The sequence below is a fragment of the Pseudoalteromonas sp. A41-2 genome, from assembly GCF_015767615.1.
In the GTDB taxonomy this organism is placed as follows: domain Bacteria; phylum Pseudomonadota; class Gammaproteobacteria; order Enterobacterales; family Alteromonadaceae; genus Pseudoalteromonas; species Pseudoalteromonas lipolytica.
Genome location: NZ_CP065231.1, coordinates 2,672,501 through 2,697,206, shown reverse-complemented (window position 1 = coordinate 2,697,206; position 24,706 = coordinate 2,672,501). Strand labels below are relative to the sequence as shown.

Here is a 24,706-nt window from a genome sequence, read left to right as displayed (position 1 = left end):
TAAGCCGCTCTTTTTTAATGCAATATTGAATGACTATGCCGGTTTAAAATCCGCATCACAAGAATCACCACAGCGGTAATACACAGTAACACGCCAATCACTGAAACAAGTTCATTTTGTGTCCATTGGATCAAGGTATATGCCGCAATAAAAACAATAAATGGTTTAAATTCATAGTAATAATAGAGCTTTCTTTGATTTACTCGTTGACTCGAATGATCTGTGCGTCTTGCATTTGAGCGCATTCGCCAAATATTTGCACCCAGTAAAAAGAGTACGATACCAATGACTGTAGGCACCACATTATTCGCTAATGTGATGCAACTGATGCCGAGGATAAAGTAGCCATAGGGGGCGGCTTCGTAAAGAGGTTTTGCTAACATGAGATTTTATACCATCCTTGATATTTATTAAGACTATTAGGGTAGTTTGAAAATAGTAAAAAGCAATGCCTGTGTGCTATTTTTTATGCAAATGACATTTTAAAAACCTATGTAATATTTTAAATTCATAAATTTTCGTTATGTATCAATAAAAAAATATCATTATTAAAACACTGTGAAATAAATTCAATCCCTGTTTAAATATGTTCATCTTTACACGATAGGCAAATGTGCGTTTTCAGCGTACAATATAGCCTTCAAAAAAACACCATACACGTTGCCTTAGGAGACCCCATGTTAGAACGTAGCATGAATATTTCGGATTTCGATCCAGAGTTATTTGCAGCCATCACTAAAGAGACGGCTCGTCAAGAAGAGCACATCGAACTGATCGCGTCTGAAAACTACTGTAGCCCACGCGTGCTAGAAGCACAGGGTTCTCAGCTTACAAACAAATATGCTGAAGGTTATCCAGGCAAACGTTACTATGGCGGTTGTGAGCACGTTGACGTTGTTGAACAATTAGCAATTGACCGTGCAAACGAGTTATTCGGCACAGACTACGCAAACGTACAACCGCACGCTGGTTCACAAGCTAATGCGGCTGTTTTCCAAGCGCTTCTTCAGCCACATGACACCGTACTAGGTATGAGCTTAGCTCATGGTGGCCACTTAACGCATGGTTCACACGTTAACTTTTCTGGTAAAACGTACAACGCAATTCAATATGGCCTAAATGAAGAAACGGGCGAAATTGATTACGCTCAAGTTGAAGCACTAGCACTAGAGCACAAACCAAAAATGATCATTGCGGGTTTCTCTGCATACTCAGGTATCGTTGATTGGGCTAAGTTCCGTGAAATCGCTGATAAAGTGGATGCGTACTTATTCGTAGATATGGCACACGTTGCAGGTCTTATTGCGGCTGGCGTATACCCAAGCCCAATCCCTCACGCGCATGTTGTTACAACAACAACTCATAAAACATTAGCGGGTCCTCGTGGCGGTCTAATTGTTTCTGCGTGTGGTGATGAAGAGATCTATAAAAAGCTTAACAGCGCCGTATTCCCGGGTGGCCAAGGTGGTCCTTTATGTCACATCATCGCTGCTAAAGCGGTTGCGTTTAAAGAAGCATTACAGCCTGAATTCAAAACATACCAAGCGCAAGTGGTTAAAAACGCACAAGCAATGGTTGAAGTGTTACAAGAGCGTGGCTATAAAGTTGTTTCTGGTAAAACAGACAACCACTTATTCCTTCTAGACCTAATTGATAAAGATATCACAGGTAAAGATGCTGACGCTGCCCTTGGTAATGCAAACATCACAGTAAACAAAAACTCAGTACCAAATGACCCACGTTCACCGTTTGTAACGTCGGGTCTTCGTATTGGTTCTCCGGCAATTACGCGCCGTGGTTTCAAAGAAGCTGAGTCTAAAGAACTTGCTGGCTGGATCTGTGACGTACTAGACAACATCAACGATGCATCAGTACAAGCAGAAGTAAAAGAGAAAGTTAAAGCAATCTGTAAAAAACTACCTGTTTACGCTTAATTGCTGGTTAAACCGTAATTAAGATAACAATAGTGTTGTTTTTTGCTATTATAAAGGCCGCTTACTAAGCGGTCTTTTTTTGTTTTTTATAAACGGAAGTTTAACCTTATGCATTGCCCTTTTTGCACAGCAAAAGATACTAAAGTAATCGATTCACGACTTGTTGGCGGTGGTCACCAAGTTAGACGCCGTCGCGAATGCAACGAATGTCACGAGCGTTTTACCACCTTTGAAGGTGCTGAACTTGTTATGCCAAGGGTGATAAAGCAAGACGGTAGTCGAGAACCTTTTAACGAAGACAAATTATTAAATGGTCTGCACCGCGCATTAGAAAAACGCCCAGTGAGTACAGAGCAAATCGAAGAAGTCGTCAACGTGATTAAATCACAGCTACGTGCCACCGGAGAGCGTGAAATCTCAAGCCATTTAATCGGCGAGTGTATTATGGAATCGCTCAAAAAGCTTGATAAAGTAGCTTATGTTAGGTTTGCCTCAGTATATCGCTCATTTGAAGATATTCGTGAGTTTGGCGAAGAAATTGCCCGTTTAGGTGATTAAGCATGTCGTTCACTGAACTTGATAGCATTTATATGGCACGCGCTATTGAGCTTGCCAAACAGGGCCGTTTTACCACGACGCCAAACCCTAATGTGGGTTGTGTACTTGTTAAAGACGGCCATATAGTTGGTGAGGGTTTTCATCAACTTGCCGGGCAGGGTCATGCCGAGGTGAATGCACTGGCCGTTGCTGGCGATAATGCCAAAGGGGCAACAGCCTATGTGACGCTTGAACCTTGCAGTCATTATGGTCGTACTCCGCCCTGTGCTGAAGGTCTAAAAGCGGCCGGTGTGAGTAAAGTGATTGCTGCAATGGTAGACCCAAATCCAGCAGTCAGTGGCCGTGGCTTACAAATATTGGCTGATGCAGGTATTGACGTTGCCTCTGGGTTACTTGAGCAACAGGCGCGCGATTTAAACAAAGGCTTTTTGAAGCGAATGGAAACAGGGTTGCCTTTTGTTACCTGTAAAATGGCCTGTAGTTTAGATGGAAAAACGGCACTTAATAACGGCCAAAGTAAATGGATCACGGGTCCGCAAGCACGCCAAGACGTTCAAGCATTTCGCGCACAAAGCTGCGCAATTTTGAGTGGTGCAGATACCGTTATCAGTGATAACGCCAAATTAAATGTGCGTACTGAAGAGCTGCCATTTGCAATGCCAACATCATTGCCGATACGTCAGCCAACACGTGTGATTATCGATTCGCAAAACAGACTCACCCCAGATCTCGCTTTATTTAGTATTGAGAGTCCGGTGATTATTTTCACAACACAGCTTGATAATCAGCAGCAATGGCCACATTTTGTAAAACACGAAGTGGTGGCAGCTAACAAAAATAAAGTTGATTTATCGGCCGTTTTAGCACGGTTAGCCGAATTACAATTTAATCATATTTGGCTTGAAGCAGGAGCAACCTTAGCGGGCGCTTTTGCACAGCAAGACCTAATTGACGAATACATTGTTTATATTGCCCCAAAGTTAATAGGTGATATGGGCAAAAGCTTACTAAACTTTGCAGAAGTAACAGCCATGGGTGATGTCACTCAATTAACGTTTACCGACACACAGATAATTGGCGACGATATCCGCTTAACAGCGTACAAAGCAAAGCAAGCCACACACACTGAAGATAAAGAGTAGCATTATGTTTACTGGAATAATTGAAGCAACAGGTAAAATTGTTGAATTAACACAAAAACAAGGTGATCTCGCTATTCGTATTCAAAGTAATGATTTGGATATGAAAGACGTAAAATTAGGCGACAGTATTGCAACAAATGGTGTGTGCTTAACAGTGGTTACTAAACATAGCGATGGCTTCAGTGCTGATTTATCAAATGAAACCATTAGCCTGACAGGGTTTGCGCACTATAAAAAAGGCCAAACCGTGAATCTAGAAAAGGCTATGCAGCCAATTTCTCGCCTTGGTGGGCATTTAGTGTCAGGCCATGTTGATGGCATCGCGACAGTTGAAAGCATTACCGCCAATGCCAGAGCAACAGAGTACTGGCTAAGTACCGACCATAATTTAATGAAATACATTCCGTATAAAGGGTCGGTATGTATAGATGGAATTAGTTTAACGGTGAATGAGGTCGAGCAAAATCGCTTCAAGCTGACCATTGTTCCACACACCGCTGAGCAAACGACGATTGCAGAATTTCAAGTGGGCACGCAGGTTAACTTAGAAGTTGATCAAATTGCTCGCTACTTAGAGCGCCTGATCAAAGGGGCTGAACAACCTTCCCGTTCAGACATATCTATGAGCTTGTTAGCGCAAGCTGGTTTTATTAAATAAGCGAAGATACGTCATTATTAATCATACTCTCATGGGCACATTATGAATTTACACAGCGCGCAAGAAATTATCGATGACATTAAAGCCGGTAAAATGGTTATTTTAATGGACGATGAAGATAGAGAAAATGAAGGCGATTTAATTATCGCAGCAGAGCACATAAGTGCAGATGCTATCAATTTTATGGCAACGCATGGTCGTGGTTTAATTTGTTTAACCATGACTCAAGAGCGTTGTCAGCAGTTAGAATTACCGTTAATGGTTAAAAATAACGGAGCGGCTTTCTCAACAAACTTTACAATGTCGATTGAAGCTGCAAAAGGCGTAACAACCGGTATTTCAGCTGCTGACCGTGCACGCACAGTGCAAGCGGCCATCGCGAAAGGAGCTGTGCCAAGTGATATCGTACAGCCGGGTCATATTTTCCCTATTATGGCACAACCTGGTGGCGTTCTTACCCGTGCGGGTCACACTGAAGCGGGCTGTGATTTAGCGCGCTTGGCTGGTCTTGAGCCTTCTTCTGTTATTGTTGAAATTCTCAATGCCGATGGCACCATGGCCCGTCGTCCCGACCTTGAAGTGTTTGCTAAAGAGCATGGTCTGAAGATTGGTACAATTGCTGATTTAATCGAGTACAGAAATCTAAACGAAACCACCATTGAACGTGTTGCAAAATGTAAGTTGCCAACCGATCACGGTGAATTCGATTTAGTAACGTATAAAGACACCATTGATGGTCAGCTCCACTATGCATTGCAAAAAGGCGACGTATCGAAAGATGACGCTACGTTAGTACGTGTTCACTTACAAAGTACGTTTAACGATATTTTACTGTCAGACCGCAGCGCAGATCGTAGCTGGAGTTTATCAGATGCAATGGCCTATATTGCTGAGCATAACGGCGTATTGGTTATCTTAGGTAAACAAGAATCAACCGAAGATCTTGAAGCAACGGTCAAAGCATTTGCAGCAGAAGATGCGGGTGAAAATGTCAGTCATCGTAAATTCCAAGGCACGTCACGCACAGTGGGTGTGGGGTCACAAATTTTAGCAGACCTTGGCATTGAGAAAATGCGCTTGATGAGTCGTCCGAAGAAGTATCATGCATTGTCTGGTTTCCACTTAGAAGTGGTTGATTACGTTGAGCCGCAGTCTTAATTAACGCACAGCTTAGTTAACAAAATTTACTAGCAAGCTAATTTTAAGGCCAAGGTATTCTTGGCCTATTGCATGTAAATTCAAGGCAGTAAGCGTTGAAAGTAACCGCTGGAGATAGATTTATTATCCAGAGTTCAGGTTAACTAGGCGACTTTTATATTTTTGTGGTATTATGCGCCGTAATTTTTGCGCAATCGCAACCGCTTAAACTTATTTTTTAGGGTTATTAAATGAAAATTATTGAAGGTAACAAATACGCACCGGGCAAAAAATTTGCCATTGTCATTTCACGCTTTAATGACTTTATTGGTAGCAGCCTTTTAGCAGGTGCTGTTGATGAGCTTAAGCGCACAGGTGGTGTATCTGACGACGACATTACTGTTGTTTACGTACCAGGTGCCGTTGAATTACCTTTAGCAGCGAAACGCGTTGCAGCAAAGAAAGAACATGATGCAATCATCGCCCTCGGTGTCGTGATCAGAGGTGGTACACCACACTTTGATTTAGTCGCTGGCGAATCAAACAAAGGTCTTGCACAAGTATCACTTGAGTACGATATCCCGGTTGCATTTGGCGTATTAACCACTGAAAGCATTGAACAAGCAATCGAACGCGCAGGCACCAAAATGGGCAATAAAGGCGGCGAAGCTGCTTTAGGCGCGCTCGAAATGGTTAATGTGTTAGACAAAATTTAAGTTTAAGGAATCTCTGTGAAACCAGCAGCAAGACGTAAAGCACGCATCTTAGCACTTCAGGCCGTATATTCTTGGCAGTTAAGTGCCAACCCAATTGCTGATATCGAACAGCAAATGTTAATTGAAAATGATGTGACTAAAATCGACGTCGAATATTTCAAAGACCTAGCACGTGGTGTTGTTGTTAACTGTAAGCAACTTGATCAGATTGTTGCACCACATTTAGCACGCCCTGCTGATGAGTTAGATATGGTCGAAAAAGCAATTTTACGTCTGTCTGCCTATGAGCTTAAGTTCCGTGAAGACGTACCCTATAAAGTAGCAATCAATGAAGGTATTGAGCTTGCGAAAATGTTTGGTGCTGAAGACAGTCATAAATTTGTCAACGGTGTACTTGATAAAGCAGTTAAAGAACTGCGTAAGTAAGTAACCCCGTAGAGGAGAGCCGGCTTGGGCCGGCTTTTTTGTGTATGAAGGAATTTGAATTAATCAATCGTTACTTTAAAGGTCGCGGTATTATCCGCCGTGATGTAAACCTTGGAATAGGTGACGATTGTGCGTTGGTCACCGTGCCTGAAAACTGTCAGTTAGCCGTGACAACTGATACCCTAGTTGCAGGAGTTCACTTTTTTGATGATATCTCTCCTCGTGCACTTGGACATCGAGCACTGGCCGTCAACTTAAGTGATTTAGCGGCGATGGGTGCAGAGCCTACGTGGATTTCGGTTGGTTTAACTTTGCCAGAAGCAAACGTTGAATGGCTTGAAGAGTTCACTGAAGGGATGCATGAAATTGCCGAATACTTTAATGTGCAAATTATAGGGGGAGACACCACGCAAGGGCCTCTCACCATTACTATTTGTGCAAAAGGTATCGTACCGCAAGGCAAAGCTCTGCGTCGCAGTGGTGCAAAAGTGGGTGATTGGATTTACGTGACAGGCCCCTTAGGTGATGCAGGTGTGGCGATTGAAGCGCGCAAGCAAGGTTTCAATATCGCACCAGAGCATTTATCGTATTTAAATAACCGCTTTGATTACCCCGCTCCTCGTGTTGCCGCAGGACAAGTATTGCGTGGTGCAGCATCTGCTGCAATCGATATCTCCGATGGCTTGTTGGCTGACTTAGGGCATATTTTAGCGCTTTCTCAAGTAAGCGCGGTTATAAATGTTGATAAAGTTCCGGTGTCTGACGCCGTGAATGCGTCAATTCCGCGTGCTGAGCAGTTTGATTATATTTTAAATTATGGTGACGATTACGAACTACTTTTCACTGTGCCAGAAAGTAATAAAAGCATGGTGGATATGAAGCTTCGTCAGTATGGCGTTGAAGCCAGTTGTATTGGACAAATCAAAAATGGCGTAGGCGAAATTGAACTTTTACTTGATGGTGAAAAATTTAACTATCAAGGTAAAGGATTTCAGCATTTTACGAAGGAGCCGGTTTGAGCAGTAACCGTTTATTCAATTTAAAACGTCCACATCAATTTTTTGGTTTGGGTTTCGGTTTAGGTTTAGCGCCTAAAGCGCCGGGTACATTTGGTACTTTTGCTGCGTTGCCACTAATTTTTACTACAATGTACTTTCCACTGTGGTTGCAAATTGTGTTTGCTGTGGTGATTAGTGTGTTTGGTATTTGGGCATGCGGTAAAACAGCTGATGACTTAGGGGTACATGATCATCCTGCCATTGTATGGGACGAAGTAGCTGGTTATTATATCACCATGATTGGTGCTGCTCTCAGTTGGCAGTCACTGTTAGTTGGTTTTTTATTGTTCCGTTTTTTTGATATCGCTAAACCAGGCCCAATACGTATTCTTGATAGACGTTTACATGGTGGTCTGGGCATCATGGCTGATGATATTCTAGCAGGTGTATTTTCATTGATTTGTGTTCAAGCTTTGTTTAAAAGTGGCCTTTTACCTTTTTAAGCAATGAATTAAGGTTTTCTTGGTGGCAAAGGTATGATGCGATTTCTAGTGGTTTGTTTGTTGATGTTTTGCAGCACGTCGGTGTTTGCATCTATCACTGAGTACGTTGTCAAACAATGGAATATCCAAAATGGCTTGCCATCACAATCATTAAAAAGCATTGCGCAAGACGAACAGGGTTATATGTGGCTAGGCACCCAGTTTGGTCTTAGTCGTTTTGACGGTAATACATTTACTAACTTTAATACACAAAATAGCGATTTTTTACCAAGCAATGGTATCAACAAGCTATTAGTTGATAGTGATGGTTTGCTGTGGGTTGGCACCAAAAATGGGTTAGTCACACTCGACCCCGAAACCATGATGTCGCAAACTTTCAATGTGAAAGGCCCCGTGCGGGACATTTTAGAAGACTCAAAGGGCAGTATTTGGATTGCTGCGAATGGTCTTTATTATGTCGCTCGTAACCAGGTAGCACTGCAACAGAACTCAGCGTTAAGTGTTCCGGTGTCTAACGCGACCGCAATCACGCAAATTGTTGGTTCTGTCAGTCAAATGGCGCTCTCTCCTGAAGGAATTTGGCTGGTAAATGAACGTCACTTACTGCGCTTAACCAATACCTCATCTGATTTTGCGAAACTGCGCTTAGAGTTAACCGCAAAAGTCTCACTTCCCGAGCGTTTAGCGCAAACGATTATCCATGATATGGCTTGGCTTGAAGGTAACTTGTATCTTGCTTCTGAGCTGGGTGCTTACTTTCTTGATTTAGACGATGAACTACGCCCATTTCCTTTGCCTAATGCGAGTAACTCGGCGGTGTATAAATTCATGAGTGACTCCGATGGGGCATTGTGGATCTCAACCTATGGGCGACTCTTGTTCCGTGATAACTCGGGTGACTGGCAATGGGTAGAGCCGAGCCAACTTGATCAAAGTATTTGGTTTGCAGATATCTTCCGCGATAACCAAAATAATATTTGGTTAGCAAGCTTTAGTGAAGGTTTATGGCTTGCACATGAAGGGCGTATTGAGCGCCACTCAGCAATTTCTAACATGACCGAGGCGGTAATGGCGATAAGCCAAGCCCCCGACGGCAAGCTGTGGGTTGCTAACCGAAGTGGTGTTGGCTATTTCGATTACAATAAAAACTTTGTTAACAAAATCCCTAGTAATCAATTTGGTCGTGCCGCCGTGCACGATTTGCAGTTTGATGGTGATCGCCTTTATATCGCAACAGGTCGTGGCGTTTTTTATTACGAGAACCAAAGTTTATATACGGTGCCCGGCCGTGCATTACGAGACAACCCAGTGTTTGCTATTAGTCGCTCCAATAAAGGAGGATTTTGGTTAGGGACTGGGCGCGGTATGTATCGTTTAAGTTACGGGGGGCTTACTCCATTTGCCTATAACGCGTTCCTTGGTAGTAAATTTATTACTTATGTACTTGATGAACAGAACTTTGGTCTTATCGGAACCAGTAAAGGAGCTTACTACTTTACCGACCGTGGTATTGAAAAAATAGGCGACCAAACAAGCTTAGAAAGTGCCTACGTCACCAGTATTTTAAACATTGAAGGGGTTGGCATTTTAATAGGCTCATTAAATGACGGCTTATTTTATCGCAGTACAAAAGGGCAGTGGCGGCAGCTTGATGCCACCGATGGTTTACCTTATGGCTCTATTTTTAGTCTAGTGTATGACAAGCAGTTGAAGCGTATTTGGGTTAGTACCATGAAAGGCGTATACCGTATGCCGGTTGAACAGTTTGGTACTGATATTGAAAGCTTGAAAGTGGAGCAGGTTATCTCATCGTTTGATCGTCAACTCGATGGTAAAGCGAGTCAATGTTGTGCGGGGCTTGGCCATGATGCGGTTGCAGATACAGGAAATTCAATTTGGTACCCAAGCTTGCAAGGTGTTGTTGAGATTCCGAAAAGTGTAGAGCTTTTTGGAGTGAAAGCATTAAAGCCACGCATTGAAAATATTGTTACTCCATTGCGCCATTTGAGCACCGCAACATTAGGTAACAAACCTGAGCTGCAAATAGATGAGCGTGACATAACGATTAAGTACACAGCGATTGATTATTATGCGCCTTCAAGTATTGAATTTCGTTATCGATTAAGCGGATTAGACAATGATTGGCGATACGCGAATACGCGACGTGAAGCTATTTATACTAACTTACCCCCAGGTTCTTTTTTATTTCAGCTTGAAGCAAAACGCCGGGGTGAAGATTGGAAAAAAGCACGCCGAACAGAGTATTCATTTATTGTACCGCGCCGCTTTGATGAGACTATTTACTTTAGGTTGCTGATCACCAGCAGCTTTATTCTATTGTTTTATCTTGTATTCTGGGTGTTTAGAGCGCAAGAGAAGCGTAAGCAATTGGCGCTGGAAAGTTTGGTTACTGAGCGTACCGTAGAGCTTCGTGAGGCTAACGATAAACTTAACCAAGTGAACTCGCAGCTTAAGTTAGTCAGCCACTCTGATGAGCTAACGGGGCTTCGTAGTCGTCGCTTCTTATTTGATCAATTACCGAAAGACATTGAACACTTTCAGCGAAATTCACAGTCATTGCAGGCACAAGGTAAATCGTTGGTACTGTTAATTATTAATTTTGATAATTTTAGCCGTATTAATGACGCGTATGGTCCGCTTGCAGGCGACAGCTGTTTACAACAAATGGCTACGTTGCTTAATAGCCGTACTCAAGGTTCCGACTACGTGGCTCGATGGAGCGGCGATGAGTTTTTACTCTTACTGCGCGATTTTAAACGCACCGCGATAGATGATTATGTTGCAGAATTATGTGAAGCAGTGGCGAGTAACTCATTTAGGTTACCAAATGGTGAGTCGACAACAATCACCGCATCAATCGGTTGGTCGTTTTATCCATTGCCTTTATTAGGCGGCCAAGTAATTGGCTGGGAAACGTCTGTCAATTTAGCTGATATTGCACTGCATCAAGTTAAAAAGCGCGGGGGTGATGGTGTGGCTAATATTACCTTTGATGAGCAGCTAGATGCATTTGAGTTTGAACAAACCAATAATGTTGATCAGCAACTCAGTGTTTTACAAGAGAATGGCCTAGCAGACATCAAAATTTGGATGCGCTAGATATGATTTTTTGATTTACTAATATATAGTGGTGATAACATTTTGTTGGAGTTGTATTTAAAAGGAATGAAATATGAAAACAATGAAAGTAATTTTAATTTCCCTTTTGTGTCTTTATTCGTTTAGTGGTGTAGCAGATATTCAATCTGAGGCTTTTTTTTGCAAGCAATGTACAAGTAAAGACATTGCTAGAACAATAGCAAAAAATGAGTACGTAAACCCTAAGAAGTGTTACCCAGAAGACCCTAACCGTCCAATGAACGATGCTAATATGATTTGTAGCTCTGTTCAGAAAAATGTGGTTTTAGTTAACCCTGACACGAAAGCTGTTTATAGTTTTTTATTAGGGCACAGTAACGTTGCTCCAATTTTTCCTACCCTAGCATTAGACATGACACTGAGCCAGAATCAAATTGAAGGCTACCAAGCTGTTGTTGATTACAATGCTGCGCTTAATTATGCAGTAAGCAATATTCAAAATTATAAAGCAATTAACTCTCAGTATTTAATGACTTTTAATGCAAAGGCTACGCGTACATCTTCATCGGCATCTTGCCCAGATAATTCAGCTTTATCCATCATAGTCGAGCCGAATAAAATAAATCAGCTCAAAGAGTTGATGAATTTATCTCTAATGTTTAACTTAGAAAGTTCTCCAAGCGCAGACGTCTTAGATCGTATTAACAATTCAGGGCGAGTCAGCTCCACTAGTGTTGGAGTTAACCTAATGGGTGTAAATTTCACCGTACAATACACTGATGAAACGAAAAAGCCTACCCTAATTTGGGAGTTTGAACAAAGCGAAAAAGAAAGTTCGTTCAAAGATGGTTTAGTTTTTGATTATGAAATCTACCTTCATGATTCTAATGGCGCGCCACGTGCCCGTTACACTATTATTGATGAAGCATCGAGAGTTGCAGGCATGACTCTTTCAGCTCTAAAAGGGCATGATGCAGGACCTTCAGTAATTGACAATGAATGTACTCTAGATAAGTTAGCAGAATTGAATGAAACAGGCATGTTCACTAATTCAAATGGAGATGTTTTAGGTTTTAATGGTTCAGATGGGGCTACAAATACTGTAATTAACGGTGCTGGAAGCGGTAGAACATGCACAATCTTTTTTCAGCAATATGGAACTGGTGACACTATAGTATTCCGTGTTCCTAGGTCAATGTGTAATTAAAAATGCCTTGTCTATTACTAGAGAAGGCATTGTGAGGCTAACCAGGGCGCTTGTTACCTAAGCCCCCTTTTTAGTTTTAATGGTTAAGCCAAGCCGGTAAAATAGCCACTGACTCTGGTGCCGTGAATGAGTAACTCACAGTCGCGGCAATATCACCACTTGGGCTATTTAAAATATTATCGAAGCGCATTACCAAACCATTCGACTTTTCAGCGACATATAAATGGTTGCCTGTATACATAATATCAACGGGGTTACCAAGCTGACTAGCTGGCCCTGCAATGTTGACGCTTACATTGGTTAAGCCGCTTGCTTTTGATGCGTTATTTAACACGTAAATTTTACCGTCGGTAGCATCGGCTGCACTGCCTACATCTGACACTATCAATGAATCACTTAGAGGATCATAATCAATACCATGAAGGTTAGTTGGCGCTGCAAACGCCGTACCGCCGGATGCTGGTGTGATCAAACGGTCTTCTCCAGTGATGGTTGTCATGCCTGCCATTAATTTGCTTTTCACTTCGTCAAATACTGCAACTGTGCCATTAGTCAGGGCAACAAATGCTTTGTCTGTTGCAGGGTCATAATCAACATCCCATGGGCGAGCACCGCCATTGGCTGTTAAAGTCATGAGTGGGCTAACATTGCCCGTTGCACAGCTCGAAAAGATTAAAATACCAGGGGTTGTGGCATTAAATTCAGCCACAAATACCATGCCATTATCAGAGGCCACATCGATACCTTTAGGTGAAATGATACCTGTATTTGTTCCAGTGATTAGCCTGTCTTGGCTGGTTGTAAATGTGTCGCCATCACGATGGGTTGCTACTTTGTTCGAGATAACGAGACCGCCTATTGATGTCGTTGCATTATCGTACGTGGCATAGCTTGTCCCTGATTTGTCGAAGGCGACACTTTCAATGGTTTGACTTGCATTATAGCTGGCAAGCTCTGCAGTCAAGGGGGCATTAATGCGGCTAATTTGACCGGTTGTAGCGCCTAGTACAGCTGGGTTGCTACTGACAGCAACGCCCAATAATGGCATGTTAATCATGACGCTGTCAGAGCTATCTTGCATACCATTGTGCATGACTGTAGGTGTGATTGATTCAGGCTTTGTGGTTGCTGTCACTAAGTTAGGAGCAATATCACCGCTGTCACCAGCGAAAATATTGCTAAACACGAGTACGGCATCATTTGATTTTTCGGCAACACGTAAATCACTGCCTGTCAGACTAATATCAACCGGATTGCCAAGCATAGACATTGGGCCTGCGATATGGCGGTCAACTGTGACCATGCCATCAGCCTGTGATGCATTTGAAATAACAAAGAGCGCACCGTCGGTTGCATCAGATGCACTTCCTACATCAGAGAGCACTAATTTATTAGTATGTGATTCAAGCGAGATGCCATGAAGGTTCACTGATATTTTGGCGCCGGTTTCATCGCTAGGGGTAATTGTCCGCGCGGGTGTAGCTGCAAAGCCGCCCATCACATAGTTATCATATACGGCCACATCACCATTAGTGAGTGCAACGTATAATCGGTCGTTAATTTCATCGTAGGTTAAATCCCACGGTTTTGCGTCTGTCACTGTGCTGGCCAGTGGTGCAACATCTCCTGCGGCTTCTTTACCGAACACCGTTACTTGCATACCATTAAAGTCAGCAGCAAAAATTAGCCCGTGCTTGTTCGAAATAGTGATGCCTTTGGGGTTGACTAAGGTGCTGTTTGTACCTGATATCATTCTATCAACGTCACTGTTATACATCCCGCCATCACCTCGGCTGAGAATCTGACACACTGTGCTGATTGCCCCATTGCCCGAATCGGCTGCTTGTACAAGGTTACCTAAACTGTCGAATACGACACCTTCATTTGCCCCAGTGTTAAAACTTGAAAGCTTAGCGGCATTTTGATTGATAACATTGACTGTCCCCGCATTTTCTTGGCCATTATTAGCGAGAATAAAGGTGGCAGCTGCAAAACCGGGTGCACCATCGTTACCATCCATACCGTCTGAACCATCAGTGCCATTTGTACCATCTTGACCGTCAACGCCATTGGCTCCGTCAGCACCATCTTGACCTGCAACACCCTGAGCACCCATCGCACCGTCTTTACCGTCGTCACCACTACATCCACTTACGCCGAGCAACACGGCTAGTGTTAATGCACAAAGTGTAAATTTTGTTAGTGTTGAATCTGTGTGAGTATGTAGTGCTGTTTCATCATTTTTAAACGCTTTCATTTGTTCATACCTTATTTAATAATCCATCAAAAAGTGAACAGACAACGTGTAGTGCTCAGAACCGCTTTCAAAAGCATAACCCTTGCTCACGAGTTAACCTCATTGAGTAAACGGGGAAGGGGGAAGATTGGATGCAGGAAAAAATAACTTTTTTAGTATTTGTTTTTATATTATTGATTTTAAAATTAAAAAAGGAGCATTATGCTCCTTTTTATTTGAACTGATTGTGTAAGTTAAGCAATAAAGGCTTTAATACTAGCTAAAATACCGTTTGCATCTAGGCCCATTTCGGCATGCATTTCTTCCTGCGTACCGTGCTTTATAAACTCATCAGGGATACCCAAATTCAAGATAGATGCATTGGCTTTAATGGTAGCAAGGTATTCATTAACTGCAGAACCTGCACCGCCAGCAATCGCGTTGTCCTCGAGAGTGACAATCACATCGTGCTCGCTTAGTAAGTCGCTAATTGCCTGTGTATCGAGTGGCTTAATAAAGCGCATATCAAGCAGAGTTGCATTTAATGCTTCTGCGGCAAGCTGTGCATTATCTAACAAGGTTCCAAATGATAATATGGCCACCTTGTTTCCTTGTTTTATTGTACGGGCTTTACCAAGTTCAATTGCATGCATCTGTGCTTGCACTTCACAATGGCCAGCGCTACCGCGCGGATAACGTACCGCAACCGGTTGATTACATTGATAGCCAGTATAAAGCATTTGGCGGCATTCATTGGTGTCACTCGGTGCCATGATGATCATGTTTGGTATACAGCGCATAAAGCTTAAATCGTAAGCACCTTGGTGTGTTTCACCGTCGGCGCCAACAATACCTGCACGGTCAATGGCAAATAAAACAGGGAGGTTTTGCAGTGCAACATCATGAATTAGTTGGTCATAGGCACGTTGTAAGAAACTAGAGTAAATAGCAACGACAGGCTTTAAGCCTTCGCACGCAAAACCTGCAGCGAGTGTCACGGCGTGTTGTTCTGCAATGGCAACATCGAAGTACTGTTTAGGAAACTCTTTTGAAAAGCGTACCATGCCCGAGCCTTCTCGCATTGCAGGGGTAATTGCCATGAGTTTGTCGTCTTGTTTTGCCATGTCACAAAGCCAATCACCAAACACATTCGAGAATGTGGCTGCGCCCGGTTTTGATTTAGGCAATTTTGACATGCTAGGGTCAAATTTCGGTACCCCATGGTAGCCAATAGGATCCGCTTCAGCAGGTTTATAACCTTTGCCTTTTTGCGTTTTTATATGCAGTAATTGCGGCCCTTTAAGGTTACGCATATTACGCAGGGTATCGACCAACATATTCACGTCGTGGCCATCTATTGGGCCGATATAGTTTAAACCTAACTCTTCAAAGAAAGTGCCTGGTATGACCATGCCTTTCAAGTGCTCTTCCATTCGGCTGGCAAGTTCTTTTACGGGGGGTAAACCCGAAAGTAGCTTTTTACTGCCTTCTCGGATATTGGTATAGAAACTACCTGATAAAATGCGAGCGAAGTGGTTGTTTAATGCGCCCACGTTTTCTGAAATCGACATTTCGTTATCATTTAAGATAATCAGCACATTTGGGTTTACATCACCCATGTGGTTCATCGCTTCAAATGCCATACCCGCAGTAATGGCACCATCACCAATTACGGCAACTGTTTTTCGATCTTTACCTTCTTTTTCTGCCGCAATTGCCATGCCTAGGGCTGCAGAAATAGAGGTGCTAGAGTGACCTACACTGAATGTATCGTATTTACTTTCTTCACGGAATGGGAAAGGGTGTAAGCCATCCTTTTGACGAATCGTATGCATTTGGTCACGACGACCCGTTAAGATTTTGTGTGGGTATGCTTGGTGACCCACATCCCATACTAAACGATCTTCAGGGGTGTTATAGACATAATGCAGCGCAACAGTTAACTCAACAGTGCCTAATCCTGATGCTAAATGACCACTACTTTGCGAAACTGAGTTCAAAAGGTATTCACGTAACTCTTTACTAAACGCAGGTAATTTGTCTTGCGCTAAATCACGCAGTTGTGCTGGTTCGTCAACCAAACTTAATAATGGATACTTGCTACTATCAAGTGTCATGTTTTTTATACATCCTTCGCTAACCAGAGTGCATTATAGCCCATAGCGGCTCTGATTTTTTAGTTATTTTGTCTTTCTTTTGTAGGCACTAATATTTACGTTCAACTATATAGCTGGCAAGGCTTGCCAACTCATTTGTGTCGTAATCTATTGCCTCAAGAGCCTGATGAGCTTGGGCAAGTAAATCTTGCGCTTTTTGTTTAGCACCTGCCATGCCTAATAAAGCAGGGTAGGTTGCTTTATTAGCCGCAATATCTGACCCTTGAGGCTTTCCTAATGTTTCAGTATCAGCTTCAACGTCTAGGATATCGTCTTGTACCTGAAAAGCCAGACCTATCGCTTGACCAAATAGATTTAGTTGCTGCAATGTATGCTGATCACAGTGAGTCGCGCACAAAGCTCCCAGTGTAATTGCACAATTTAAAAGCGCCCCGGTTTTCAGTTGGTGGATACGTTCCAATTGCTCAACACTGATCACTTGATCGGTAGAGACAATATCCAGTGCTTGTCCCCCAACCATACCTTCAATACCTGAGGCTTTGCTTAATGAGGCTATCATTTTAACCTGTTGTGTCGCTGGCACCGTAAATTGATGATTAGCAATTAAATCAAATGCAAGCGTTTGCAGTGCATCGCCGGCTAAAATTGCCTGTGCTTCGCCATAAACAATGTGGCAAGTTGGTCGGCCTCGGCGTAAATCATCATCGTCCATTGCTGGCAAATCATCGTGTACAAGTGAGTAACTATGGATACACTCAATGGCTGCTGCAAGTACATCTAAATCGGCTTTGTTTGCTCCCATCATACGACCGGTTGCGTAAACAAGGTACGGCCGTAAACGCTTCCCCCCATTTAAAACACCATAATGGGTTGCGTCTTTAATTGTTTGTTCGGTATTAAGTGGCTGATCAAAATAGCGATTTAACATGGCTTCAACATCGTGTTGAGCACGTTGTAGTTGTTCTTTTAATTGCACTGAATTAGTCCAGGTTTGAATCAAAGTTGCTCAGAGGAGCTTGGCTATCGTTGCCCATTAAAATGGCCACTTTTTGTTCTGCTTGCTGTAATTTACCTGATGAGGCATTTGCCAGTGCAATACCACGTTCAAACTGTTTAAGTGACTGTTCCAAAGACAGTTCACCTTGCTCCATTTGCACAACTATTTGAGATAATTCATCCAGCGCTTCTTCAAAGCTTAAGTTTTCTGGTTTCTTTGCCGCCATTGTGGCCTCGATAGCTATTAGAAAGTGAGGCCAATTTTAGGGGGAATGCTAAACTAGGTCAAAGAATGATGTGTTTTTTTACACATAAAGCGATTTCGATATGCTATTTTTACGCTTTTAGATACAGCTTAAACTTGTAGCTTAAAAATCTTACATTAAAATAAAATTAATTCATTTAATGATTTAAGTAATTCAATTGCTTGCCGATAAGCAGTTAATAATAAAAATTTGATGCCTGAGGGTGTCGTGTTATTTTCCTCTGGAGGGGTATGTGGATTTAGCAACCATAATAGGTATTCTTGGTGCCATAGGCTTAATTGCTATGTCGATGGTGTTAAGTAGTGACGGCCAAGTTGCAATGTTTTACAACACACCTTCGGTGGTCATTGTATTCGGTGGCTCGATTTTTATTGTGTTATCAAACTTCACCATGGGACAGTTTTTGGGGATAGGGAAGGTTGCAGCTAAAGCCTTCATGTTCAAAATTGAATCTCCAGAAGAGTTAATTGAAAAAGCAGTTGAACTAGCTGACTCTGCACGTAAAGGTGGCTTTCTCGCGCTGGAAGAGGCTGATATCCCCAATGCGTTCATGCGAAAAGGGGTTGATATGCTGGTTGATGGTCATGATGCCGATGTTGTGAGGGCTACGCTACAAAAAGATATTTCTTTGACATCTGCACGTCATGAACATGGTGCCACTTTATTTAAATCGCTTGCTGATATCGCCCCGGCAATGGGTATGATTGGTACGCTGATAGGGTTGGTTGCGATGTTATCAAACATGGATGACCCTAAAGCGATTGGTCCTGCTATGGCGGTGGCCTTACTTACCACCTTATACGGTGCATTTTTAGCGAATGTTATTGCTATTCCAATCCAGGTAAAGCTTGAGCTTCGTAAAGACGAAGAAGCACTAAACCAGCGCCTCATTTTGGATGCGGTTTTAGGCATACAAGATGGTCAAAACCCGAAAGTAATTGAAGGGATTTTGAAAAACTATTTAGCCGAATCTAAACGTAAAGTAGATACTGAGGAGTAGGCATGTCTGATCAAGAGTGCAAATGTCCGCCCCCTGGCCTGCCAGCTTGGATGGGCACGTTTGCTGACTTAATGTCGTTATTAATGTGCTTCTTTGTACTCTTACTTGCTTTCTCTGAAATGGATGTACTTAAGTTTAAGCAAATAGCAGGCTCGATGAAGTTTGCTTTTGGTGTGCAAAATAAGATTGAAGTAAAAGATATTCCCAAAGGAACCTCGGTGATTGCAATGGAGTTCACGCCAGGTAAACCTGAGCCCACGCCGATTGAAACGATTCAACAACAAACCGTTGAAATGACTCAGCAAATGTTAGAGTTTCAAGCGGGTGATGAAAGCTCTGCTGGTGGTCGCCAAGAGCAACGAGGTAACAAGCGCGGTGGTGAATCGCAAAGTACTGCGCAAGAGCAAGCGATGGAGCAGTCAATTTCAGCGGCTGATCAAGAGCAAACTAATGAGCTTGTGAAAAAAATTGCTCAGCAATTAGAGCAACAGATTATGGATGGGGCGATTGAGCTTGAGTCGCTTGGTCAGCAAATTATTATCCGTATTCGTGAAAATGGCTCGTTCCCATCGGGCAGCGCATTTTTACAGCCTAAATTTAAACCTATCATTCGTGATATAGCGACCTTACTTAAAGACGTACCTGGTGAAATTACGGTGTCTGGCCATACTGATGATTTTCAGGTTTCTAATGAGCTATACACCAATAACTGGGATTTATCTTCGAAAAGAGCGGTGGCGGTTGCCAGTGAAATGGAAAAAGCCTCAGGTTTCGATAAGTCGCGCATGGTGGTTGTCGGGCATGCTGAAACACGGCCGCTTGTTCCCAATGTGACCGATGAAGATCGCCGACGTAATCGACGTGTCGAGATCTCTATAATGCAGGGTAAAGCGCACGAGTCAGACCCTATTGATGTGAGACCATAAATCTATTACAGTAAAACTTCGTTAACAGATGTAATGGAGTATACAAATGAAAAAAATAGATAAGTACTGCTACATGCCAGGTAATGGTAGTGGTGATGATGATGATAAAACTGATTAAGGTAGGTAATTTTGCCTGATTGGTTTGGCTCCATCATATCAATATTAAATAATAGCTGGGTATTCATGTTGAGCCCAGCTATTTTCGTTTTCTATCTACAAAAAGACTGGTTTGCCTTTCGGTTTGCACTAATCACAGCCTGCTTCTTTTTATACGGCACGTTGATTCATGACCATTTACGTGGTTTTGATGATATTTATGTCTGGCGCTATGTAGTGTGGGCTTTCAATGATATTGCTTGGATGGCTGTAATTGCGTATTTAGGGATCAAAGATAAAGTTTATTTGTGGCAGAGTGTGTTGGGTCAACTTGTTGTTATTATGGCCCCTATTTTACAACTCTTTCGTTTAGTCGATCGTCACCTTTGGGACTTATCGTACAGCACATATATGTATAAGACGCTGCTGCCTCTCATTAATATTGCTACTGTTATTGTGTGTTATTTACCACTGATTTACTTACTAACACGGCGAGCAAAGCACGCTTAACTTATTCCTAAGTTAAAAACCCTATGCTAGACTACTGTTCATATAAACAGTATCTAGTGTTGCTTTATGAAACTTTACATTGCCGAAAAACCTTCTTTAGCACGCGCTATAGCAGATGCGCTGCCAAAACCTCAAAAAAAGCAGGATGGTTTTATTGAACTTGCCAATGGTGATTGTGTTTCATGGTGTATAGGTCATTTACTTGAGCAAGCTGAACCTGATGAGTACGATGAACGCTTTAAAAAATGGCGTTTTGAACATTTACCTATCGTGCCAGAGCAATGGCAACTAAAGCCAAAACCAAAAACGCGCAAACAACTTACCGTTTTAAAAAAGTTAATCAAACAGGCTACTCAGATTGTACACGCAGGCGATCCTGACCGCGAAGGGCAATTACTTGTCGATCAAGTGATCGATCAAGTTAAACTTAGCCAAGCAAAAAAACAGCAAATACAACGTTTACTAATCAGCGATTTAAACTTAAATGCAGTAAAAAAAGCACTCAATAATTTGCGGTCTAATCGCGAGTTTATTCCTTTAAGTGTCTCTGCTTTGGCTCGTTCACGCGCTGATTGGTTATTTGGCATGAATTTGACTCGTGCTTATACATTAGCCGGTCAAAAAGCTGGATTTGGTAATGTGTTATCTGTTGGCCGTGTGCAAACGCCTATTTTAGGTTTAGTCGTCAACCGTGATAATGAAATTGCTAATTTTACAGCCAAGCCTTTTTATGAAGTATTGGCCCATCTAAAAACCCAAAACCAGCAAACATTTACAGCTAAGTGGCAACCGAGTAAAGCGTGTGAGCCGTATCAAGATGACGAAGGTCGCGTGTTGCACCGAGGACTTGCAGAAAATGTTGTATCGCGAATAACTGACCAGCCTGCAACGGTATCAGAACTTGAGCAAAAGCAAAAAAAACAACAAGCACCTTTGCCCTATAACTTATCCGCTTTACAAATAGATGCAGCAAAAGCGTTTTCGATGCCAGCACAAAGTGTGCTCGATATCTGCCAAAATTTATACGAGCGCCATAAATTAATTACTTATCCTCGTTCAGATAATCGTTACTTACCAAAAGATCATCACCGTGAGGCTGCGGGCATTATTGCTGCAATTGCGCATAATGATGGACAACCTAATGAAGCATGCAATAAAGCCGATAGCAGTAAGCGAAGTAAATGTTTTAATGATAGCAAGGTCGCTGCGCATCATGCGATAGTGCCAACAGTTAAACAATTACGTACTGCAGCCTTAAATGCCGATGAGCAAAAGGTTTATAGACTTATTTGTCGCCAATATTTAGCTCAGTTTTATCCAGATTATATTTTTAATGAAACCAAAGTGAGTGTGATGATTGCGGGCGGGCTTTTTAAAACAACAGCTAAGCAAGATGTTAGTCTGGGCTTTAAAGCATTAATGGGTAAAACAGAATTAAAGGACGAACAAACACTTCCTCCATTAGAAAAAGGCCAGCAACTGCATTGTTACGAAGCTCAGCTCGTTGACAAAATGACGTCACCGCCCGCGCATTTCACAGACGCCACTCTATTAAGTGCTATGACGGGCATTAGTCGTTATGTAAAAGATTCAGAAATCAAAAAAATACTGAAAGAAACTGATGGACTTGGAACAGAGGCCACGCGAGCGGGCATTATTGAGTTACTCTTTAAACGACGTTTTCTAAAACGCCAAGGTAAAAGTATTATTGCTACAGAAACAGGGCAAGCGCTTATAAGTGCCTTACCTCTTGCGTTAGCGAGTCCTGATTTAACAGCGAAGTGGGAAGCTTCTTTGAGTAACATTGCTGAACAGCAAATGAGTTATCAGCAATTTTTAACACCGCTACTTGATGAATTGCAACAACTTGTAGAACAAGCCAAACACTGCGATAGCCAGGTATTTGCGCAACTACCAAAAACGCCACCTAAGCGGCGTTTTAAAAGAAAAGCAAAATCTAAGGCTAAGCCAGCTTAGCCTTAAAATAGTTATTGATTGAATAATGCGACAGCGGCGTTGCTCATCGCAGTTATTCCTGTGGGTAGGGCTTTTTTATAATCTGGCGCAAATTTACTGGAGTGCAGTGAAGGTAAAGTGCTACCCGATTTTATTGCATCATTGTACTGGTTAGGTTCGACACCCCCTAACCAAAATAGCGTGATAGGGACATGGTGCTCTGTACGGCCATACAAACCAAAATCTTCACCTGCCATTACTGCATCTGCATCAAGTACATTTTCTTCACCAAGTGCACTGGAAATCGCATTACGTACAACATTTGTTTGTGCGGGGTTATTATAAGTTGATGGAATAGACTCATCTTCATGAACGTATACCTCTGGGATTAAGCTTTCATCCAAACCAGCACTCAGTGCAATACCTTTACTAATTCGTTTAATCGCCGCAATTTGCTGCAAACGTACTTCGGGATTATAGCTGCGAAGTGTTAATTGCAGTTTTACTTCATCAGAAATGACATTATGTTTAGAACCACCATGAATAGAGCCAACAGTAATGACCGAGGGTTCTAATGGAGAAAGCTCGCGACTCGTTATTGTTTGTAATGCTAAAACAATGCGCGAAGCGATAACAACGGGGTCAATTGTTGTATGTGGGTAAGCACCATGGCCCCCTTTGCCTTTTACAGTGATATCTACAGAGTCAACACTGGCCATGGTATATTCATTTTTCATGCTCACTTTCCCCGCAGGGACGCTCGCACTAACATGCAGCGCAATGACATGATCTGGGGTCGGATATTGAGAGAAAAGTCCTTCTTTTAGCATGGCTTTTGCACCGCCACCAACTTCTTCAGCGGGCTGTGCTACCATCATTAGCGTGCCTTGCCATTGATCTTTGTGAGATATTAATTGCTCTGCGGTCCCAATAAAAGAGCTCATATGGATATCATGGCCACAACCATGCATCACACCAACAGTCGCACCGCTGTCATTTTTCACAGTGACTTTAGAAGCGTAAGGCTTTCCCGTTTGTTCAACAATAGGTAATCCGTCAGTATCTGTGCGGATCATGATAGTTGGGCCTTCACCATTTTTATAAAGGCCTACAACCCCGTAACCACCCACATTATCAGTCACAGTAAAACCAAGCTTTTTAAGTTCTTTTGCTAGTTTTTGACCTGTTTGCTTTTCGTGATAAGACAATTCGGGTGTTTGATGTAAATCTAAATAAAGCTTTTCGATATTTGGCATTGATTGCGTTAGATTTAAATCCAATGATGCGGCGTGAGCAAGTGGACTAAGGAGTACTAATGCAGCACATATGCGCGATAATTTCATAATGACCTCGACTGAGTGGGCTTGTAATTGTTATGTTCGTCACCATATAAAAACCTAAATGAATATATAGTGCAATCGATCACATGAACAATATGATAAATCTTACACCGCAGAATCTGCAGCAAGCATTGGGTGAAACATCTTCAGAAAAACTAGTGCTACTTAGTTTTTATTCTGCACAAAACCCAGAATGTCATCAGCAAGCTGCAATTTTAGAGAAAATAGCCAGCGAATATGGTGAGCATTTATTAGTAGCAACACTAGACTGTGATGTGGAGCAAGCGCTGGCGTCGCAATTGGCACAACAAATTGGCTTGCAAGCTTTGCCTACATTAGTATTGCTAAAAGATGCTGCTCCTGTTGATATGTTGCCAGGCGCACAGTCTGAGCAGCAAATTCGTGATGCACTTGCAAAGCATTTACCTGCACAACATGAGTTATTACTTGAACAAGCTAAACAAGCCTTAATTAATCAAGATCTAAACAATGCTTTTAATTATGCCAAGAAAGCGTATGAGCTAGACCCAAGTCATACGCGCGTAAAATTAGTGCTCGCGGATATTTGTATTCAAATTCATAAATTAGATGATGCGCAAGCTTTATTAGATTCAGTTGATGAAAGCGAGCGCGATGCTTATTTTACAAACATTAAAGCTAAATGTGAGCAGGCATTGGCAGCAACAGACTCACCAGAGATAAAAGCGTTACAAGTAAAAGTAGAAAAGTACCCGAACGATTTAGAAATAAAGCTGGAATTAAGTAATGCATTTAATGGAGCAGGGCGCAAAGAAGAAGCATTAGAGTTATTGTTTAATGTACTTAAGAAAGATCTAAACTTTGCAGATGCAAAACCAACATACCTAGAAATTATTGCTTCATTAC

The 24,706-nt window shown here is 42.2% G+C and carries 22 protein-coding genes (1 of these 22 only partly in view); 16 read left to right on the top strand and 6 right to left on the bottom strand.

Features of this window, described 5'->3' with window-relative positions; all coding sequences use genetic code 11:
- Positions 1–14: 14 nt before the first annotated feature.
- Positions 15–383, bottom strand: a complete 369-nt coding sequence (locus IT970_RS12180; protein ID WP_036966310.1) for a hypothetical protein — start codon at positions 381–383, stop codon at positions 15–17.
- A gap of 294 nt (positions 384–677) precedes the next feature.
- On the opposite strand from IT970_RS12180, the gene glyA reads away from it, so the two are divergent.
- From glyA to IT970_RS12125, 11 genes are all read left to right on the top strand, one after another.
- Positions 678–1,934 (top strand): serine hydroxymethyltransferase, encoded by a 1,257-nt coding sequence (glyA, locus tag IT970_RS12175; protein ID WP_036966312.1) that lies wholly within the window; start codon positions 678–680, stop codon positions 1,932–1,934.
- A gap of 108 nt (positions 1,935–2,042) precedes the next feature.
- Positions 2,043–2,492, top strand: coding sequence for a transcriptional regulator NrdR (nrdR, locus tag IT970_RS12170; protein WP_036966316.1), 450 nt, complete (start codon positions 2,043–2,045; stop codon positions 2,490–2,492).
- A gap of 2 nt (positions 2,493–2,494) precedes the next feature.
- A complete protein-coding gene (gene ribD / locus IT970_RS12165) occupies positions 2,495–3,634 on the top strand; it encodes a bifunctional diaminohydroxyphosphoribosylaminopyrimidine deaminase/5-amino-6-(5-phosphoribosylamino)uracil reductase RibD (protein WP_036966319.1) in 1,140 nt (379 codons plus the stop codon).
- Between the two features lie 4 nt (positions 3,635–3,638).
- Positions 3,639–4,292 (top strand): riboflavin synthase, encoded by a 654-nt coding sequence (locus tag IT970_RS12160; RefSeq protein ID WP_036966322.1) that lies wholly within the window; start codon positions 3,639–3,641, stop codon positions 4,290–4,292.
- 42 nt (positions 4,293–4,334) lie between these two features.
- Positions 4,335–5,450 (top strand): bifunctional 3,4-dihydroxy-2-butanone-4-phosphate synthase/GTP cyclohydrolase II, encoded by a 1,116-nt coding sequence (ribBA, locus tag IT970_RS12155; protein ID WP_065979732.1) that lies wholly within the window; start codon positions 4,335–4,337, stop codon positions 5,448–5,450.
- A gap of 230 nt (positions 5,451–5,680) precedes the next feature.
- On the top strand, positions 5,681–6,145 hold the full coding sequence (gene ribH, locus IT970_RS12150; protein WP_036966328.1) for a 6,7-dimethyl-8-ribityllumazine synthase: 465 nt from the start codon (positions 5,681–5,683) through the stop codon (positions 6,143–6,145).
- A gap of 15 nt (positions 6,146–6,160) precedes the next feature.
- On the top strand, positions 6,161–6,571 hold the full coding sequence (gene nusB, locus IT970_RS12145; RefSeq protein WP_065979733.1) for a transcription antitermination factor NusB: 411 nt from the start codon (positions 6,161–6,163) through the stop codon (positions 6,569–6,571).
- 44 nt (positions 6,572–6,615) lie between these two features.
- A complete protein-coding gene (gene thiL, locus IT970_RS12140) occupies positions 6,616–7,590 on the top strand; it encodes a thiamine-phosphate kinase (RefSeq protein WP_036966332.1) in 975 nt (324 codons plus the stop codon).
- On the top strand, positions 7,587–8,072 hold the full coding sequence (locus tag IT970_RS12135) for a phosphatidylglycerophosphatase A family protein (RefSeq protein ID WP_036966334.1): 486 nt from the start codon (positions 7,587–7,589) through the stop codon (positions 8,070–8,072). The genes thiL and IT970_RS12135 overlap by 4 nt, the downstream gene beginning before the upstream one ends.
- A 33-nt stretch (positions 8,073–8,105) precedes the next feature.
- Positions 8,106–11,192: a ligand-binding sensor domain-containing diguanylate cyclase gene (locus IT970_RS12130; RefSeq protein WP_065979734.1), complete on the top strand. Its 3,087-nt coding sequence runs from the start codon at positions 8,106–8,108 to the stop codon at positions 11,190–11,192.
- 73 nt (positions 11,193–11,265) lie between these two features.
- Complete coding sequence (locus IT970_RS12125) at positions 11,266–12,378, top strand: hypothetical protein (protein ID WP_036966338.1); 1,113 nt, start codon at positions 11,266–11,268, stop codon at positions 12,376–12,378.
- A gap of 76 nt (positions 12,379–12,454) precedes the next feature.
- Here the strand turns inward: IT970_RS12125 and IT970_RS12120 are convergent, their stop codons facing one another.
- From IT970_RS12120 to IT970_RS12105, 4 genes are all read right to left on the bottom strand, one after another.
- Positions 12,455–14,635, bottom strand: a complete 2,181-nt coding sequence (locus IT970_RS12120) for a hypothetical protein (RefSeq protein ID WP_196857370.1) — start codon at positions 14,633–14,635, stop codon at positions 12,455–12,457.
- A 233-nt stretch (positions 14,636–14,868) separates the two neighbouring features.
- Complete coding sequence (dxs, locus tag IT970_RS12115; protein WP_180311054.1) at positions 14,869–16,731, bottom strand: 1-deoxy-D-xylulose-5-phosphate synthase; 1,863 nt, start codon at positions 16,729–16,731, stop codon at positions 14,869–14,871.
- Positions 16,732–16,819: 88 nt separating this feature from the next.
- Positions 16,820–17,707, bottom strand: a complete 888-nt coding sequence (gene ispA, locus IT970_RS12110) for a (2E,6E)-farnesyl diphosphate synthase (protein ID WP_036966342.1) — start codon at positions 17,705–17,707, stop codon at positions 16,820–16,822.
- Between the two features lie 4 nt (positions 17,708–17,711).
- Positions 17,712–17,954 (bottom strand): exodeoxyribonuclease VII small subunit, encoded by a 243-nt coding sequence (locus IT970_RS12105; protein WP_036966344.1) that lies wholly within the window; start codon positions 17,952–17,954, stop codon positions 17,712–17,714.
- Positions 17,955–18,225: 271 nt separating this feature from the next.
- Between IT970_RS12105 and pomA the strand changes: the two genes are divergently transcribed.
- The 4 genes from pomA (at position 18,226) to IT970_RS12085 (ending at position 22,502) form a co-directional block, all read left to right on the top strand.
- Complete coding sequence (gene pomA / locus IT970_RS12100) at positions 18,226–18,993, top strand: flagellar motor protein PomA (RefSeq protein WP_036966347.1); 768 nt, start codon at positions 18,226–18,228, stop codon at positions 18,991–18,993.
- A 2-nt stretch (positions 18,994–18,995) separates the two neighbouring features.
- Complete coding sequence (locus IT970_RS12095; protein ID WP_036966350.1) at positions 18,996–19,919, top strand: flagellar motor protein MotB; 924 nt, start codon at positions 18,996–18,998, stop codon at positions 19,917–19,919.
- Between the two features lie 129 nt (positions 19,920–20,048).
- Positions 20,049–20,525, top strand: a complete 477-nt coding sequence (locus tag IT970_RS12090; RefSeq protein WP_036966353.1) for a hypothetical protein — start codon at positions 20,049–20,051, stop codon at positions 20,523–20,525.
- A gap of 66 nt (positions 20,526–20,591) precedes the next feature.
- On the top strand, positions 20,592–22,502 hold the full coding sequence (locus tag IT970_RS12085; protein WP_065979737.1) for a DNA topoisomerase III: 1,911 nt from the start codon (positions 20,592–20,594) through the stop codon (positions 22,500–22,502).
- An 11-nt stretch (positions 22,503–22,513) separates the two neighbouring features.
- Here IT970_RS12085 and IT970_RS12080 read toward each other — a convergent pair whose 3' ends face one another.
- Positions 22,514–23,824 carry a M20 metallopeptidase family protein gene (locus IT970_RS12080; protein WP_074988898.1) on the bottom strand — a complete coding sequence of 437 codons (1,311 nt, stop codon included), beginning with the start codon at positions 23,822–23,824 and terminating at the stop codon, positions 22,514–22,516.
- A gap of 83 nt (positions 23,825–23,907) precedes the next feature.
- Between IT970_RS12080 and IT970_RS12075 the strand changes: the two genes are divergently transcribed.
- Positions 23,908–24,706: the 5' portion of a tetratricopeptide repeat protein gene (locus tag IT970_RS12075; protein WP_075594062.1), read on the top strand. 59 nt of this gene lie beyond the right edge of the window; 799 of the gene's 858 nt are visible here — the first part of the coding sequence; its start codon is at positions 23,908–23,910; the stop codon falls past the right edge of the window.

Excerpts from the sequence above, each read along its gene's own strand:
- IT970_RS12080 (WP_074988898.1), bottom strand. The coding sequence starts at position 23,824 with ATGAAATTATCGCGCATATGTGCTGCATTAGTACTCCTTAGTCCACTT.
- IT970_RS12160 (WP_036966322.1), top strand. The coding sequence starts at position 3,639 with ATGTTTACTGGAATAATTGAAGCAACAGGTAAAATTGTTGAATTAACA.
- IT970_RS12120 (WP_196857370.1), bottom strand. The coding sequence starts at position 14,635 with ATGAAAGCGTTTAAAAATGATGAAACAGCACTACATACTCACACAGAT.
- IT970_RS12180 (WP_036966310.1), bottom strand. The coding sequence starts at position 383 with ATGTTAGCAAAACCTCTTTACGAAGCCGCCCCCTATGGCTACTTTATC.
- nrdR (WP_036966316.1), top strand. The coding sequence starts at position 2,043 with ATGCATTGCCCTTTTTGCACAGCAAAAGATACTAAAGTAATCGATTCA.
- IT970_RS12095 (WP_036966350.1), top strand. The coding sequence starts at position 18,996 with ATGTCTGATCAAGAGTGCAAATGTCCGCCCCCTGGCCTGCCAGCTTGG.
- IT970_RS12085 (WP_065979737.1), top strand. The coding sequence starts at position 20,592 with ATGAAACTTTACATTGCCGAAAAACCTTCTTTAGCACGCGCTATAGCA.
- ribH (WP_036966328.1), top strand. The coding sequence starts at position 5,681 with ATGAAAATTATTGAAGGTAACAAATACGCACCGGGCAAAAAATTTGCC.
- IT970_RS12125 (WP_036966338.1), top strand. The coding sequence starts at position 11,266 with ATGAAAACAATGAAAGTAATTTTAATTTCCCTTTTGTGTCTTTATTCG.
- glyA (WP_036966312.1), top strand. The coding sequence starts at position 678 with ATGTTAGAACGTAGCATGAATATTTCGGATTTCGATCCAGAGTTATTT.
- ribD (WP_036966319.1), top strand. The coding sequence starts at position 2,495 with ATGTCGTTCACTGAACTTGATAGCATTTATATGGCACGCGCTATTGAG.
- ribBA (WP_065979732.1), top strand. The coding sequence starts at position 4,335 with ATGAATTTACACAGCGCGCAAGAAATTATCGATGACATTAAAGCCGGT.
- IT970_RS12130 (WP_065979734.1), top strand. The coding sequence starts at position 8,106 with ATGATGCGATTTCTAGTGGTTTGTTTGTTGATGTTTTGCAGCACGTCG.
- dxs (WP_180311054.1), bottom strand. The coding sequence starts at position 16,731 with ATGACACTTGATAGTAGCAAGTATCCATTATTAAGTTTGGTTGACGAA.
- thiL (WP_036966332.1), top strand. The coding sequence starts at position 6,616 with ATGAAGGAATTTGAATTAATCAATCGTTACTTTAAAGGTCGCGGTATT.
- IT970_RS12105 (WP_036966344.1), bottom strand. The coding sequence starts at position 17,954 with ATGGCGGCAAAGAAACCAGAAAACTTAAGCTTTGAAGAAGCGCTGGAT.